Origin of the sequence: Hymenobacter edaphi, from assembly GCF_003258365.1 — a bacterium.
Lineage (GTDB): Bacteria > Bacteroidota > Bacteroidia > Cytophagales > Hymenobacteraceae > Solirubrum > Solirubrum edaphi.
The window spans coordinates 49,858-63,084 of sequence record NZ_QHKM01000006.1; the positions used below are offsets into that span (position 1 = coordinate 49,858).

At 65.4% G+C, this 13,227-nt stretch carries 15 protein-coding genes; 10 read left to right on the plus strand and 5 right to left on the minus strand.

Annotated features, from left to right (window positions below; genetic code table 11):
• The first annotated feature begins 2 nt into the window (after positions 1 to 2).
• From DLM85_RS17730 to DLM85_RS17750, 5 genes are all read left to right on the plus strand, one after another.
• Positions 3 to 1,070: a lysylphosphatidylglycerol synthase transmembrane domain-containing protein gene (locus tag DLM85_RS17730; protein WP_111479469.1), complete on the plus strand. Its 1,068-nt coding sequence runs from the start codon at positions 3 to 5 to the stop codon at positions 1,068 to 1,070.
• Positions 1,060 to 1,557 carry a D-glycero-beta-D-manno-heptose 1-phosphate adenylyltransferase gene (gene rfaE2 / locus DLM85_RS17735; protein ID WP_111479471.1) on the plus strand — a complete coding sequence of 166 codons (498 nt, stop codon included), beginning with the start codon at positions 1,060 to 1,062 and terminating at the stop codon, positions 1,555 to 1,557. The genes DLM85_RS17730 and rfaE2 overlap by 11 nt, the downstream gene beginning before the upstream one ends.
• Before the next feature lie 84 nt (positions 1,558 to 1,641).
• Complete coding sequence (locus tag DLM85_RS17740) at positions 1,642 to 2,334, plus strand: zinc metallopeptidase (RefSeq protein WP_111479472.1); 693 nt, start codon at positions 1,642 to 1,644, stop codon at positions 2,332 to 2,334.
• A 239-nt stretch (positions 2,335 to 2,573) separates the two neighbouring features.
• The gene (locus DLM85_RS17745) at positions 2,574 to 3,713 is read left to right on the plus strand and encodes an acyl-CoA dehydrogenase (protein ID WP_111479473.1); all 1,140 of its coding nucleotides are present in this window, start codon (positions 2,574 to 2,576) and stop codon (positions 3,711 to 3,713) included.
• A 157-nt stretch (positions 3,714 to 3,870) separates the two neighbouring features.
• On the plus strand, positions 3,871 to 4,794 hold the full coding sequence (locus tag DLM85_RS17750) for a helix-turn-helix domain-containing protein (RefSeq protein ID WP_111479474.1): 924 nt from the start codon (positions 3,871 to 3,873) through the stop codon (positions 4,792 to 4,794).
• A gap of 285 nt (positions 4,795 to 5,079) precedes the next feature.
• On the opposite strand, the gene DLM85_RS17755 is transcribed toward DLM85_RS17750, so the two are convergent.
• The 3 genes from DLM85_RS17755 to DLM85_RS25555 are packed head-to-tail and all read right to left on the minus strand — an operon-like array spanning position 5,080 to position 6,947.
• A complete protein-coding gene (locus DLM85_RS17755) occupies positions 5,080 to 5,856 on the minus strand; it encodes a phosphoglycerol geranylgeranyltransferase (RefSeq protein ID WP_111479476.1) in 777 nt (258 codons plus the stop codon).
• Positions 5,831 to 6,562, minus strand: a complete 732-nt coding sequence (locus tag DLM85_RS17760) for a hypothetical protein (protein WP_111479478.1) — start codon at positions 6,560 to 6,562, stop codon at positions 5,831 to 5,833. The genes DLM85_RS17755 and DLM85_RS17760 overlap by 26 nt, the downstream gene beginning before the upstream one ends.
• Before the next feature lie 19 nt (positions 6,563 to 6,581).
• On the minus strand, positions 6,582 to 6,947 hold the full coding sequence (locus DLM85_RS25555) for a phage holin family protein (protein WP_165822188.1): 366 nt from the start codon (positions 6,945 to 6,947) through the stop codon (positions 6,582 to 6,584).
• 168 nt (positions 6,948 to 7,115) lie between these two features.
• Here DLM85_RS25555 and DLM85_RS17765 point away from each other — a divergent pair, with 168 nt between their 5' ends.
• Together DLM85_RS17765 and DLM85_RS17770 are read left to right on the plus strand one after the other, a co-directional pair.
• Positions 7,116 to 8,258, plus strand: a complete 1,143-nt coding sequence (locus tag DLM85_RS17765; protein ID WP_165822189.1) for a J domain-containing protein — start codon at positions 7,116 to 7,118, stop codon at positions 8,256 to 8,258.
• Between the two features lie 77 nt (positions 8,259 to 8,335).
• Positions 8,336 to 9,367 carry an LLM class flavin-dependent oxidoreductase gene (locus DLM85_RS17770; RefSeq protein ID WP_111479480.1) on the plus strand — a complete coding sequence of 344 codons (1,032 nt, stop codon included), beginning with the start codon at positions 8,336 to 8,338 and terminating at the stop codon, positions 9,365 to 9,367.
• 15 nt (positions 9,368 to 9,382) lie between these two features.
• Here the strand turns inward: DLM85_RS17770 and DLM85_RS17775 are convergent, their stop codons facing one another.
• Both DLM85_RS17775 and DLM85_RS17780 read right to left on the minus strand, forming a co-directional pair.
• Entirely contained in the window at positions 9,383 to 10,420 is a 1,038-nt protein-coding gene (locus tag DLM85_RS17775; protein WP_111479481.1) for a response regulator, read from the minus strand.
• Entirely contained in the window at positions 10,398 to 11,630 is a 1,233-nt protein-coding gene (locus DLM85_RS17780; protein WP_111479482.1) for a sensor histidine kinase, read from the minus strand. Before DLM85_RS17780 ends, DLM85_RS17775 begins: the two co-directional genes overlap by 23 nt.
• A gap of 334 nt (positions 11,631 to 11,964) precedes the next feature.
• Between DLM85_RS17780 and DLM85_RS17785 the strand changes: the two genes are divergently transcribed.
• The 3 genes from DLM85_RS17785 (at position 11,965) to DLM85_RS17795 (ending at position 13,221) form a co-directional block, all read left to right on the plus strand.
• Positions 11,965 to 12,174, plus strand: a complete 210-nt coding sequence (locus DLM85_RS17785; protein ID WP_111479484.1) for a hypothetical protein — start codon at positions 11,965 to 11,967, stop codon at positions 12,172 to 12,174.
• 175 nt (positions 12,175 to 12,349) lie between these two features.
• Positions 12,350 to 12,577, plus strand: coding sequence for a hypothetical protein (locus DLM85_RS17790; RefSeq protein WP_111479486.1), 228 nt, complete (start codon positions 12,350 to 12,352; stop codon positions 12,575 to 12,577).
• Between the two features lie 269 nt (positions 12,578 to 12,846).
• Positions 12,847 to 13,221, plus strand: coding sequence for a hypothetical protein (locus tag DLM85_RS17795; RefSeq protein WP_133257126.1), 375 nt, complete (start codon positions 12,847 to 12,849; stop codon positions 13,219 to 13,221).
• Positions 13,222 to 13,227 lie beyond the last annotated feature (6 nt).

The following is a 13,227-nucleotide window of genomic DNA, read 5'->3' on the forward strand; positions in this document are numbered from 1 at the left end:
TCATGGGTAAGAAAATACTGAATATCCTCAAATACGCCCTGCTGCTGGCCTTTTCCGGCGCGTTGATGGTGTACGCCGTGCGCGGGCAGGACCTGAGCCGCATCGGGCAGTACATGCGCGAGGCCAACTACTTCTGGATGGGCCTGACCATGATTCTGTCGGCGCTGGGCTACTTCAGCCGGGGCTACCGCTGGAAGATGCAGCTCGACGCGGCCGGGCAAAAGGCCGGTTACTGGGACGTGTACCACGCCATGATGGTGGGCTACCTGGCCAACCTGGTGCTGCCGCGCATGGGCGAGGTCATCCGCTGCTCGGTGCTGCGGCGCAACGGCGGCGTGCCGGTGCAGGTGGCACTGGGCTCGGTCATCACCGAGCGCGTCATCGATGTGCTGGTGCTCTTCAGTCTGCTGGGGGCCACGCTGATGCTGGATTTCAACAAGTTCTGGGCCTTCACCGTCGACAAAATCCTCGGCGGCGGGGCCGCCGTCGATGCCATGGCCCGCAACCGCACCCCGCTGCTGATTGCGGCCGGTATTGCGGTGGTACTGGGCCTGAGCGTGCTGTGGGCGCTGGTGCGCAATCTGGAGCGCCTGCGGCAGAACGCGCTGTTCAACCGCCTCTTCAACTTTCTGCGCGGCATGCTGGCCGGCGTGTTCAGCATCCGCCGCATCGAAAACAAGTGGCTGTTCCTGTTCCACACGTTTTTCACCTGGCTGGTATACTTCCTGATGGACTACCTGGCCTTCTTCGCCTTCCCCGAAACCTACAACCTGGGCTGGCGCGCGGGCCTGGCAGCCCTCACCTTCGGCGCCGTGGGCATGGCCGCCCCGGTGTCGGGCGGCATCGGCACCTTCCACCTGCTGGTGCAGAGCATCCTGCTGGCCTTCGGCATTTCGCCCGAAGCGGGTATTGCCTACGCCCTGGTGGTGCACGGTGCCCAAACGCTGTTGGTGGTGCTCATGGGCGGCATTAGCTTCGCCATCAGCATGCTCAAGACCGGCAAGGGCCTGCGCGGCCTCACCGAAGAACCCATTCTCGACGAAACCACCGTGGTAGCCGATGTGGACTAAAGACAAAATCCTGACCCGCGCGCAGCTGCCCGCCGTGCTCGACGCCTGGCGGGAGCACGGCCGCCGCATCGTTTTCACCAACGGCTGTTTCGACCTGCTGCACCTGGGCCACGTCGACTACCTCGAACAGGCCCGCGCCCTGGGCGACGCCCTCGTGGTAGGGCTCAATACCGACCAATCTGTCAGTCGCTTAAAGCCCGGCCGGCCCTTGCAGGACGAAGTGTCACGTGCGCGGGTAATGGCCTCGCTTTTGTTTGTGGATGCAGTAGTGCTGTTCGACGAGCCGACCCCGCTGGAGCTGATTCAGCTGGTGCGGCCCGATGTGCTGGTGAAGGGCGACGATTACGCCATCAGCGGAATCGTGGGCCACGAACTGGTGTTAGCCAACGGGGGGCAGGTACTCACCGTACCCCTGGTAGCTGGTTACAGCACTACGCGCATTGTGGAGCGCGTGCGCCAAACGCTCGGCAACTCGGCGGGCGGATAGAGAAGCAGGAGGGAGGAACGACCGGTTTCTTGGCTCCCCGCTTCGGGCGCGAAGGCTCCACCGGCTTTTCAATCTCTCAACCTCATGATGATCAATCCCTTTTATGCGTTGCTGATCGGGCTGACGCTGGTCAGCTGGCTGATTCAGTGGCGCCTGCGCAGCAAGTTTGCCCAGTACTCGCACATTGCCCTGCACTCGGGCCTCTCGGGCAAGCAGGTGGCCGAAATGATGCTGGCCGACAACAACATCCGCGACGTGCGCATCATTTCCACCGAAGGCCAGCTCTCGGACCATTACAACCCGGCGGATAAGACCGTCAACCTCAGCGACGAGGTCTATCACGGCCGCTCGGCCATGTCGGCGGCCGTAGCAGCCCATGAAGTGGGCCACGCCGTGCAGCACGCCACGGCCTACAGCATGCTGCAGTTTCGCTCGGCCATGGTGCCGGCCCTGAGCGCGGTGTCGCGCTTCATGCCCCTGCTGCTGTTGGCCGGCGTGTTCTTGTTGCGCTATTCCATTCTGCCGCTGGGTCTGGGCGTGGCGCTGTTTGCCTTTGCCACGTTCTTCAGCTTCGTGACGCTGCCGGTGGAGTTCGACGCCTCCAAGCGGGCCCTGGCCTGGATGGAGCGCCGCGGCATCGTGTCTTCGCAGGAACACGCCATTGCCAAGGACGGCCTGCGCTGGGCCGCGCTGACCTACGTGGTGGCGGCCATCAGTTCCCTGGCCACGCTGATCTACTACGCCAGCTTCCTTTTCGGCGGGCGGCGCAGCAGCTAAGGCGCTGGTCATTCCCTGAAACGCCCGGCGCAGCCGGGCGTTTTGCTTTTTGCCCCGCGGTGCCAACGGGCCGACACACCTGAAAACCGATGGCCGGCGCGGGGTGCGGCGAATAGCCGGCGACGACGGCGGGGCATTAATCGGCGCGGCCGGTTGATAACCAGCCGGCAACTAATTAATTTCGCGACACGTTTGCCAGGCCTAACGACTGTTAGCCACCTCCCAATCCCCATTCCCGCATGAACTTTCAGCTCACCGAAGAACAACTCGCCGTGCAAGCCGCGGCCCGCGATTTTGCCCAGAACGAACTGTGGGCCGGCGTCATCGAGCGCGACGAGCACCAGAAATTCCCCGCCGAGCAGGTGAAGAAAATGGGCGAGCTGGGCTTCCTGGGCATGATGGTGAGCCCCGAGTACGGCGGCGGCGGCATGGACACCGTCTCCTACGTGCTGGCCATGGAAGAAATCAGCAAGGTGGATGCCTCCTGCTCGGTTATCATGTCGGTGAATAACTCGCTGGTGTGCTGGGGCCTGGAGAAATACGGCTCCGAGGAGCAGAAGCAAAAATACCTGACCAAGCTGGCCACCGGCGAAATCATCGGCGCCTTTGCCCTGTCGGAGCCCGAAGCCGGCTCGGACGCCACCTCGCAGAGCACCACGGCCGAGGACAAGGGCGACTATTACCTGCTGAACGGCACCAAGAACTGGATTACCAACGGCTCCACGGCTTCGGTATATCTGGTTATTGCCCAGACCAACCCCGAGCTGAAGCACCGCGGCATCAACGTGCTGATCGTGGAGAAGGACATGCCCGGCTTCGTTATCGGCCCGAAAGAGAACAAGCTCGGTATCCGCGGCTCCGACACCCACTCGCTGATGTTCACCGACGTGAAGGTGCCCAAGGAAAACCGCATCGGCGCCGACGGCTTCGGCTTCAAGTTCGCCATGCAGGTGCTGGCCGGCGGCCGCATCGGCATTGCAGCGCAGGCCCTGGGCATTGCCTCCGGCGCCTACGAGCTGTCGGTGAAGTACTCCAAGGACCGCAAGGCTTTTGGCGTACCGATTGCGCAGCACCAAGCCATTCAGTTCAAGCTGGCCGATATGGCCACCAACATCGACGCGGCCCGTCTGCTATGCCTGCAGGCCGCCCACGACAAGGACGCGGGCCTGGATTACGCCAAATCCGGGGCTATGGCCAAGCTCTTCGCTTCGAAGACGGCCATGGATACCGCGGTGGAAGCGGTGCAGGTGCACGGCGGCTACGGCTTCGTGAAGGAGTTCCACGTGGAGCGCATGATGCGCGACGCCAAAATCACCCAGATTTACGAGGGAACCTCTGAGATTCAGAAAATTGTAATCTCGCGGGAAATTCTGAAGTAAACGGAATTGCCTTAAAGTCAGAAAGCTTGCACAAAACCCAGCCAAAAAAATGGCTGGGTTTTCGTTTTTGTGAATTTTTATATCTTAATTTGCATTGTCTAGACGGCGGATGTGGGATAGTCCGCTGATAGTCAGCCACCCAACACAGTACCGGAATATGGAGGATTACAATAAAGTGATAGAATCCCTGGGGGTTCGTTACATCAAGGCCAAAAATCTGGTGTTGCAACAGCCGTTTACGGTGCGCAACTACTATGATGTTGGTAATAACCTGATTCTGCTGCACAAGGGCCGTATTTCCTTTGGTGAAGAGGATCTGGTGATTGAGGAAGGGGACATGCTGTTCATCCCGGGCGGCCGCGCCACCCGCGTGAGCTACGGCGAGACGGGCGGCAAGACCATCACCAACGACGACCTGATCAGCAACAAGGATAAGTTCTTCCATTCCAACGCCGACCTCGACCTGATTTCGGACGCCGACGAGAGCCACTCGTTCGTGTCCTTCGAGGCCAAGGTCTTCGACTCGGTGAACTTCTTCGCTTCGCTGGACGTGCCTGCCTTCCTGATCAGCGGCAACTCCAAGCTGGCCAATCTGGTCATCAAGGTAGTGGAAGAGAGCCTGCAGGACCTGCCGGGCCGGGAGCGTCTGATTTCGATTTACACGGAGAATATCGTCGTGGAAATCATTCGCTACATCCTGAAGAACAAGATGTTCGTGGAGCAGCTGGCCACGAACAGCACTTACTTCAAGGACCCGCGCCTCATCGACCTGTTCAACTACATCAAGGAGAATCTGGGCGGTGACCTGTCGAACAAAGTGCTGTCGGGCGTGGCCAACGTGTCGGAGGACTACGTGGGCCAGTACTTCAAGATGCTGACGGGCATCAACCCGCAGGACTACATCGAGTACCAGCGCATGGAGCGCGCCGTGTTCCTGCTGCGCACCACCAAGAAGAGCATCCGCGACATCGGCAAGGAAGTGGGCTACAAAGACACCGCGTACTTCTGCCGCCGTTTCAAGATGATGTTCGGTATTCCGGCCGGTAAGATGCGCCGCCGTGAGTCGGCCATGAACATCTAACCACGAATTCAGACGGATTTTTCGGATCTGGCTACGCCTTCCTTCGGTTGTGGGCGATTCGGAACTGCGTGGTGCCACGGCTCAAGGCCGTGGCACCACTTTTTTTTAGGCTTTCAGCAACGCTTGGGGTATTGACCCTACAGCCTCGGAACGACGGTGGCGCCACGACTTCGTAAGTCGTGGCGCCACCGTCGTTCCGAGGCTGTGCAGGCGGCGGGGGCCGCGTTTGTTGTTCTGGAGGCTGCTCGGCGCGGCGCACTGAAGGCTGAGCCCAGCGCGTAGCAGCTAGTTCAGCGCGGCGTCGCTACGGACGGCGTTGAAGGCGCGCACGACGCGCGACACTTCGGGCAGGAAGTCCGGGTCGCGCTCGATCTGGTTGCCGACCACGATGACGTCGGCGCCGGCCGCGAGGGCCGTGTGGGCTTTTTCGGCGGTATTCAGGCCGCCGCCGACGATAATGGGCGAGTCTACGGCTTGGCGCACGGCTTTGATCATGGCCGCCGATACGGGCTGCTGGGCACCGCTGCCGCCGTCGAGATAAGTGAGGCGCAAGCCGAGCTGCTCACCGGCCAGGGCCGTGCAGGCCGCAATGGTGGGCTTGTCGTGGGGCAGGGGCATGGTGCCGCTCATGTAGCTGGCGGTAGTCTGCCGGCCCGAGTCGACGAGCATGTAGCCTGTGGGCAGGATTTCGAGCTGGCTGGCGCGCAGCAGCGGGGCCGCCACCACGTGCTGGCCAATGAGGAAATCCGGGTTACGGCCCGAAATCAGGCTCAGCAGCAGAATGGCATCGGCTTGCGCGTCGATGTGCAGGCTGTTGCTGGGGAAGAGCACCACCGGCACCTCGGAGTGCGCCTTGAGCAAACGCAACAGGGCAGCCTGGTGCTGTGACGTCACCAGGCTGCCCCCTACGAAAAAGTAATCAACGGCATGCGCCGCGCTCAGCGCCAGAATGCGCCGCGTACCGGCCTCGTCGAGGTCGTCGGGGTCGAGCAGCACGGCCAGAGACTTCTGGCCCTGATGGCGGCGGTGGCACAGGTCATCGAGCAGGGGCGTCGGGCGCATGCGCGTCGTCGTGGTGGATGACAAAGTCGATATCCTTGGTTTCCGGCTCGGGGGCCGAAGCTGCAAGGTCCGAATTTTTGCTTACATCCATCAAGTCGTTGAGCTTGCGCGTAACGAGGGCAATGAGAACCCCCGAAACCTGGCCGATAAGCATCTTGCCAGTATTGGAAGCGGCAAACAGCTGCACAGCTTCCCACACCACCGAGCTACGCGGCTCGGCCTCGGGCTCCGGAGCGCGGTACGACGCGCGGCGGCCGGCGGCCGGTACCGGGGCCAGGCTCTGCGGATTCGTGGCAGGCTGGGGCTCGAAAGCCGGGAACGGGTCGGAGTCGGCAGCCGGAGCGGTAGCGTGGTAGACGGCTGGGGCGAGGTGGGCGCGCGGGTGCTCATCGGTGCGGCCCGAGCCGAACTCGTAGTCCTCGGACTGGGCTACTAGGTGCGGACGGCGCTTGCCCTTGTTGCCTTTCACCTTGCGGCGCGGGCGGTAGTCTTCGTCCTCGTCGTCCTCGTCGCCGCGGCCGATGACCTTGCTGACGATCCAGAAGCCGCCCAGCAGGGCCGCGCCGATGGCCACGTACTTGCCAATGCGGGTGGTTTGGTCTTTGAGGTGGTCCACGTCGCCCAGCAGGGCGCGCTCGTATTCCAGCTTCTGGCGCTCCAGAAACTCCCGTTCGTCGTCGAACAGCGGGTTGTGTAGTTCGCTCATCGCGCTAAAAAGTGTGGGACTATTGGCGCTTGTCCGATTTGTAGATGGTGTCGGTCAGGACTTTATCGGCCAAACCCTGGTAGAGCTTCTTGCCGACGCCCACCACAAAGATGATGAGCAGCAGCAAATAGAAGCCGGCCACGATGCCAAAGCCCCAGTACGGGCTGTCGAGGGCCGCGTTGAGGGCCAACCCGGCGAAGATGCTCAGGAACACCACGAACAGCAGGCCCAGGATGGCCAGGGTGGCGCCCTGCGCCACGCCAACGAAGATGGTTTTGACTTTTTCCTGCACTTCCAGGCGCACCAGATCGATGCGCGTGTCGATGTAGCCCATCAGGTTCTTCATCAACGAGTCGTTGCGGGGCGTAGGATCTTCAGTAGCCATGCAGCGGCGAAAAAAGGGGTTGGAACAAGGAATAAGGCGGGGAGCGGGACGGACCGCCGAACCCCGCGCAAAGAAGCGGTGTTTGGCGGGACGCAGGGTTTCTACGGAAAAGCACCGACCGCGTCTGAACTTCGCCGTACTTTTACCTTCACCCCCGTTGCTGCCAACGTGAGCCAAACTCTTTACCAGGTGCTGGGCGTCGAGCCTACGGCCCCGCTGGCCGACATCAAGCAGGCCTACAAACAGCTGGCCCTGCGCTACCACCCCGACCGCCACGGCGGCAGCCGCCTCTACGAAGACCAGTTCAAGGCCGTGGCCGCTGCCTACCAGGTGCTGTCGGATGCCGGCCGCCGCGCCCACTACGACCACCAGCTGCGCCAGGCCCGGCTGCGGGCCGAGGAAGCCCGGCGGGCCCAGCAGTACCGCCCCCAGAGCCAGCACGTGTACGGCGTGCCCATGCCCCCGCCCGAGCCCCTGCGCACCCGCCCGCCGGCCTCCTCGGCCGAGCGGCACTACGTGCGCCACCCCAAGCAGGCGCGCTTCACCCGCCGCGACTGGCTGCTGGTTATCGGGGTGCTGGTGGGGCTGCTGCTGTTTGGGCTGGGCGCCAAGTGGGTGATGGACCGCGTGGCCGCCCGCAGCAACTACCAGGACGGCCTGCGCGCCTACACCCAGCAGCACTGGGGCGCGGCCCACAGCTACTTCAGCGAGACGCTGGCCTTCAAGCCCGAGCACGTGGGCGCCCTGCGCCGCCGCGCCGAAATCGAGCAGCTGGTGTACCGCAACTACCCGCAGGCCAGCGCCGATTACGCCGCGGCCCTGCACTACACGCGCAACCACCGCGCTGCCGCCCAGCTGTACTACCGGCTCGGGCAGTGCGCGGCCGGGCAGAAGCGCACGCGCCTCGCCCTCGATCAGTTTTCCCGCGCCGTGGTGCTCGATTCGACCTTGAGCGCGGCGTGGCTGGCCCGGGGCGAGCTGCGCCTGTTCGAGCAGCGGCTGTTCGTGTCGGCGGCCAGCGACCTGAGCGTGGGCCTGCGCCTGCAGGCGGGCAAGCAGGCGCCTTCGGCCAAGTGGCTGACGTACCGCGGACTGGCCTACTTCAAGGCCGGCGACTACCCGGCCGCCTTGACCGACTACCAGCAGGTGCTGCTGCTGCGCCCCCGCAGCGGGCAGATTTATTTTCTGCTGGGCCGCGTGGCGCAGAAGCAGGGCCGCCGCGGGGCGGCCTGCGAGCTGTTTCGGCGCGGCTCCCAGCTGGGCTATTTCCCGGCTACCGACGCCCAGCGGCGCGGCCCCTGCGGCCGGTAGCAGGCCGGTTTCCGCCAGGATAGTCGGCCGACGGGCCAAGGCACAAACAAAAGCCGGACGTCGCGGATTGCAGGACTATGCAAATCGGAATCGACAGCTTCGCCGCGGCGAGTGTGGTAGACAACGGCGTGGGCACCCTGCTGAACGGGGCCGACGCCATTCAGCAACTGCTGGAACGCATTGAGTACGCCGACCAGGTCGGCCTCGACGTGTTCGGCATCGGGGAGCATCACCGCCGCGAGTACCTCGACTCGGCCACGGCCGTCATTCTGGCCGCCGCGGCTGCCCGTACCCAGCGCATCCGCCTGACCAGTGCCGTCACGGTGCTTAGCGCCGCCGACCCGGTGCGGGTGTTTCAGCAGTTTGCTACCCTCGACCTGATTTCGCGGGGCCGGGCCGAGCTGGTGGTGGGCCGCGCCTCGTCGGTGGAGGCCTTCCCGCTGTTCGGCTACGACCTCGACGACTACGACGCGCTGTTTGCCGAGAAGCTGGAGCTGCTGCTGAACGTGCGCGACAACGAGCACGTGCGCTGGAGCGGCAAGTTCCGCCCGGCGCTGACGGGGCAGGGCGTGTACCCGCGGCCCCTGCAGCAGCCGCTGCCCATCTGGATTGGGGTGGGGGGCACGCCGCAGTCGTTTGCCCGGGCCGGCACGCTCGGCCTGCCGCTGATGGTGGCCATCATCGGCGGCGAAACGCACCGCTTCCGCCCGCTCGTCGACCTGTACCGCGAAGCCGGCCGCCGCGCTGGGCACGCCCCCGAGCAGCAGCAGGTGGGGCTGCACTCCCTGGGCTACGTGGCCGAAACCACCGAGCAGGCTCACGAGGAGTTCTTTCCCGGCTACGCCCGCACGTTTTCGGCCCGGGCCCGGGAGCGGGGCGGCGCCCCCATCACCCGGCCGCAGTTCGATGCGCAAGCCGGGCCGCTGGGCGCCTTGCTGGTGGGCAGCCCCGAGGAAGTAGCCGCCAAGATTCAGCGGCACAGCCAGGCGCTGGGCGGCATCTCGCGGGTGACGTTTCAGCAGGACGTGGCGGCCTTGTCGCACGAGCGGATCATGCACTCCATCGGGCTGATCGGCACGCGGGTGGCGCCCATCCTGCGCGGCGCCTGACGAGCCGCAGCCCACTCAGGGCCGCTGCCGGCGCAGGCGGGCGGCATCGAGGATGCTGATATCCGAGCCGACCAGCTCGATCAGGCCTTCCTCGCGAAACTCGCTGAGCATACGACTCACGGTTTCCTTGGAAGCCCCAACCAAAGCGGCGAGGTCCTCGCGGGAAAGATGGGTGCCGTGAGCCGGAGAAGTCAGCGGCTGAAACGTTTCCTCAAAGCGCACCAGGGCCAGGGCCAGCCGGCGGCGCACGGGCTGGTAGGCCAGCTCCAGCAGGCGGGCGTCGCGGGCGGCGGCGGTGCGGGCCAGCAGCTGGCTGAAATGGCGGGCCAGGTCGGCATGCTGGCTGAGCAGGACCTCGAACTCGTGGCGGGGCAGCAGGCCCACGGTGGCGTCGTCGAGCAGGGTAGTGGTTTCCTGGTAATCGGTGCCGCCGAGTACGTCGCGGTAGCCCAGCAGCTGGCCATTGGTGCTCAGCTCGGTGATGTACTCGTTGCCGGCTTTGTCGGTCTTGGAGGTTTTGGCCGTGCCGTGCTGCAGCCAGTACACGCTGTGGGGCGCGTCGCCTTCGAGGTAGAGCACGTGCTTTTTCCGGTAGTGCTTGAGGCGGGCCGGGGCCGTGAGCAGATCCTGCAGCAGCTGCAGGCCGGGCAGGGGATGAGCCGGCGGCGCGGCGGCCGGCCGGGCTTCGTGCTTACGCAGGCGCAGGGCAATGGCGTCGAGCAGCACCGTGTCGTCGAAGGGCTTGGTGAGGTAGTCGTCGGCGCCGGCGTTCATGCCGCGGCGCAGGTCTTCGCGGTCCACCTTCGCGGTCAGAAACAGGAAGGGAATGTCGGTGGTGGCCGGGTCCTGGTGCAGGATGTGGAGCACGCCGAAGCCGTCGAGCTCGGGCATCATGATGTCGCACACCACCAGGTCGGGCGCGGCGTGGCGGGCCAGCTCCACGCCGCGCTTGCCATCGGCGGCCTGCACCACGCGGTAGCCGGCCAGCTCCAGAATCTCGGCCGTGTTTTCGCGCATGGGCTCGTGGTCTTCAATCAACAGGATCGTTTTCATGGCTGAGGGGCGGCTGCACGGGCAGCCGTACGGTGAAAGTGGAGCCCACGTGCGGCTCGCTCAGGTAGCTGATGCGGCCGCCGAGGCGCTCCACGTAGCGCTTGACGAGGTAAAGACCCAGGCCCGTGCCCTGAATGTGCTCGGCGTTGCGGGCCCGGAAAAAATCGGTGAACAGCCGCGGCTGCTCCTCGTGCGGAATGCCCATGCCTTCGTCCTGCACGATGAGCACCAGCTCGGCGGGAGTGACTTCCGAGGTCAGGCGGATTTCCTGGCCCTGGTCGGAGTACTTGCTGGCGTTGGAGAGCAGGTTGAGCAGGATATTCTTCAGAATCTGCGCGTCGGTGACCACCGCGCCGGACGCGCCCACGTGGGCGTAGCGCACGTGCTGGCCCAGGCGGGCGCCCTGCTGGGCTTCCTCGGCCACGTCGGCCACGAAGGCGGGCAGCGGCACGGCCACTGGGTGGTAGGGCAACTTGGCCTGGTTCAGCCCGTCGAGCACCAGGAAGTCGCGCAGAATGCCGTCGAGGTTGGCCACGGCCGATTTGATGCGCAGCACGTGCTTGCGGCGCTTGGCCTCGTCGGCGCCGTCGTGGTAGCGCTCGATGAGGGCGGCGGAGGAGAGAATCGTGCTCATGGGCGTGCGAAACTCGTGCGAGGCCATGGTCAGAAAGCGCGACTTCAGCTCGTTCAGCTCCCGCTCGCGCAGCAGGGTTTGCTGGGCCTGCGCCGCCTGGGCCTGCCCGCGCAGGGCGCTTTGCTCCAGCTCGTGCGTCTGGCGCTGCACCTGCCGCAGCAGCGCATCGCCGAGCTGGCCCTGGCGCAGCAGCTCGCGCGCCAGCCGCACCGCGCCGTGCAGCTGCGGCACCAGCGGCCCCAGCGCCAGCTCCCGGATGGGCAGGCCGTAGACCCGGCCGGCCGGGCTGCCCAGCGGCTCCAGGGCGTAGCCGGGCCGGTCGAGCAGCAGCACAAACGGCCCGCAGCTGCCCTGCCGCAGGGCCTCGCCCACAAACGCCAGCCCGCCCCGCGGCCCCCAGCGCTGGTCGATCAGGTACACGTCGTGGGCGGCGTAGCGGATGGCGTGCTGGGCGGCGGCGGGCGTGCTGGGGCAGTCCAGCGAGAACGGCGGGTGCGGGCCCAGCAGCAAGGGGCGCAGCCGCTCGTGGAACGCGGAGCCGGCATCGGCCAGCAAAATGCGGGTGGGGGTGCTCATGGTGCGGTGCAGTACCGTCTGAGCCCGGCGGTTGGGAAAAGGCTAAACGCGCGTCGGCCGGCTGAAAGGGCGGATGGCGGGGCCGCCCCCCGCCGTCTTATCTGCTGATGACTGGCATAGCAAGATACTGTATCTCAACGGCTATTACGTACGCGGCACAGGAATAGCCACCCCGGCCGAAGCGGGCCGTCGTCATCCGATGCGCTGCGCAACGTCATGGCGCGCCGGGGCGGCTCGGCCTAGCTTAGGCGTAGTCAGCCGTCCCCGCCCGCCGGGGCATACGCCGCCCCGTTTTGCCGCGCTGCTTTGTGCTTGCCCACTTTTTGTATCGATTATGAACAACCTGTACTCCGCCTCTGCGCTGCTCACGGTGGGCAGCCTGGTATTCGACCGCTCCCGCCTCTGCGCCCCCAGCTCGGTGCTCACGCTGACGCCCAACAGCGTGGAGCTGCGCCTGCTCCGGCACTACCCCGGCGACAACGCCACCCGCCGCTGGTTTACCCGTGCGGCTTTCGACGCCCGCTTTTCGCTGCTGCCCGCGTAGCCGCTCGGGCCGAGGATGACCACCGTCATCGGTTGTGGTGACGAGGGTCGTGGCGCTGCGCGGGGCAATACCCGATCTTACCAGCAACCCTTACTCCGGGCGGGCTTTCCTGGCCAGCACCGGCCCGCCAATCGGCTGCTTGGCCGCGCGGCGCCCCCTTTTCCACGACCACCCCATGACGACCGACGCTCCGTTGCCAGCCCCGCGCACCGACGCCGACGTGCCGATCTGGGTGCAGGCTTTTTACCACAGCATACGCCACGACCCGGTGCTGCGGCAGGGGGGGCTGCCCACGGCGCCCGCCCGACCCCAGTGGCGCCGCCGCACCATGGCCTTCGGGCACACCGTGCTGCTGCTGCCGCAGCAGGTGAACTGCTTGCCCACTGGCGCCAGGTTTTCCTGACGACCATGGACGAGCCTTTGGGCGGCCTCGCTACCGCCGAAATCAAAGCGCGGGTGCTTAATCTGGCTGCTACAGCAGTACCACCAAGCCCTGGCGCTACAGTAGTAACGGCCGGTTCTGATGCTGGCGGGCGGCTACAGCCTCCGGGTACTGGTCAGCACAGCGTGGGCGCCCGGCCGAGGCCAGTTCCGGGCTGCTTTCCGGGCGTGCAGCGCCCTATTGCCCGCGGCTCTTTCCCCTTTTCACTTCCACCCTTGCGGCCCCTGATTATGAAAGTCTGTCTGTATAGCGCGTTGCTGGGCCTGCTCACCGGTTGGGCCCTGCCAACCCAGGCCCAAACGCCGGTTGATTCGGCTCGGGCGCGCCTGCAAACCCAGCAGGAGCGTACCCAGGCGGCCGAGCAGGTGCTGGCCGCTCAGCGCCGCCAAACGGCGGCCAGCCGCGCCACCGCCGCCGAAACCGAAGCAGCCCTGAAACAGCAGCGCCGCGACCTGCAGACCCAGAAGCGGCAGCTCAAGGACCAGCAGCTAGCTGCCGACGACGACCACGCGCGCGAAAAACTGGCCCGCGACCAGGTGCGCACCGAAAAGGCGCGTACCCGCGACCAGAAAAAGCAGCTCCGCACCGGTTCCCCGACGCCCTAGCGCCGG

Coding starts and splice junctions, on each gene's coding strand:
- DLM85_RS17780 (WP_111479482.1), bottom strand. CDS start 11,630: ATGAGCACCCCCACCCGCATTTTGCTGGCCGATGCCGGCTCCGCGTTC.
- DLM85_RS17770 (WP_111479480.1), top strand. CDS start 8,336: ATGCAAATCGGAATCGACAGCTTCGCCGCGGCGAGTGTGGTAGACAAC.
- DLM85_RS17745 (WP_111479473.1), top strand. CDS start 2,574: ATGAACTTTCAGCTCACCGAAGAACAACTCGCCGTGCAAGCCGCGGCC.
- DLM85_RS17760 (WP_111479478.1), bottom strand. CDS start 6,562: ATGAGCGAACTACACAACCCGCTGTTCGACGACGAACGGGAGTTTCTG.
- DLM85_RS17730 (WP_111479469.1), top strand. CDS start 3: ATGGGTAAGAAAATACTGAATATCCTCAAATACGCCCTGCTGCTGGCC.
- DLM85_RS17795 (WP_133257126.1), top strand. CDS start 12,847: ATGAAAGTCTGTCTGTATAGCGCGTTGCTGGGCCTGCTCACCGGTTGG.
- DLM85_RS17750 (WP_111479474.1), top strand. CDS start 3,871: ATGGAGGATTACAATAAAGTGATAGAATCCCTGGGGGTTCGTTACATC.
- DLM85_RS17740 (WP_111479472.1), top strand. CDS start 1,642: ATGATGATCAATCCCTTTTATGCGTTGCTGATCGGGCTGACGCTGGTC.
- DLM85_RS17790 (WP_111479486.1), top strand. CDS start 12,350: ATGACGACCGACGCTCCGTTGCCAGCCCCGCGCACCGACGCCGACGTG.
- rfaE2 (WP_111479471.1), top strand. CDS start 1,060: ATGTGGACTAAAGACAAAATCCTGACCCGCGCGCAGCTGCCCGCCGTG.
- DLM85_RS25555 (WP_165822188.1), bottom strand. CDS start 6,947: ATGGCTACTGAAGATCCTACGCCCCGCAACGACTCGTTGATGAAGAAC.
- DLM85_RS17755 (WP_111479476.1), bottom strand. CDS start 5,856: ATGCGCCCGACGCCCCTGCTCGATGACCTGTGCCACCGCCGCCATCAG.
- DLM85_RS17775 (WP_111479481.1), bottom strand. CDS start 10,420: ATGAAAACGATCCTGTTGATTGAAGACCACGAGCCCATGCGCGAAAAC.
- DLM85_RS17785 (WP_111479484.1), top strand. CDS start 11,965: ATGAACAACCTGTACTCCGCCTCTGCGCTGCTCACGGTGGGCAGCCTG.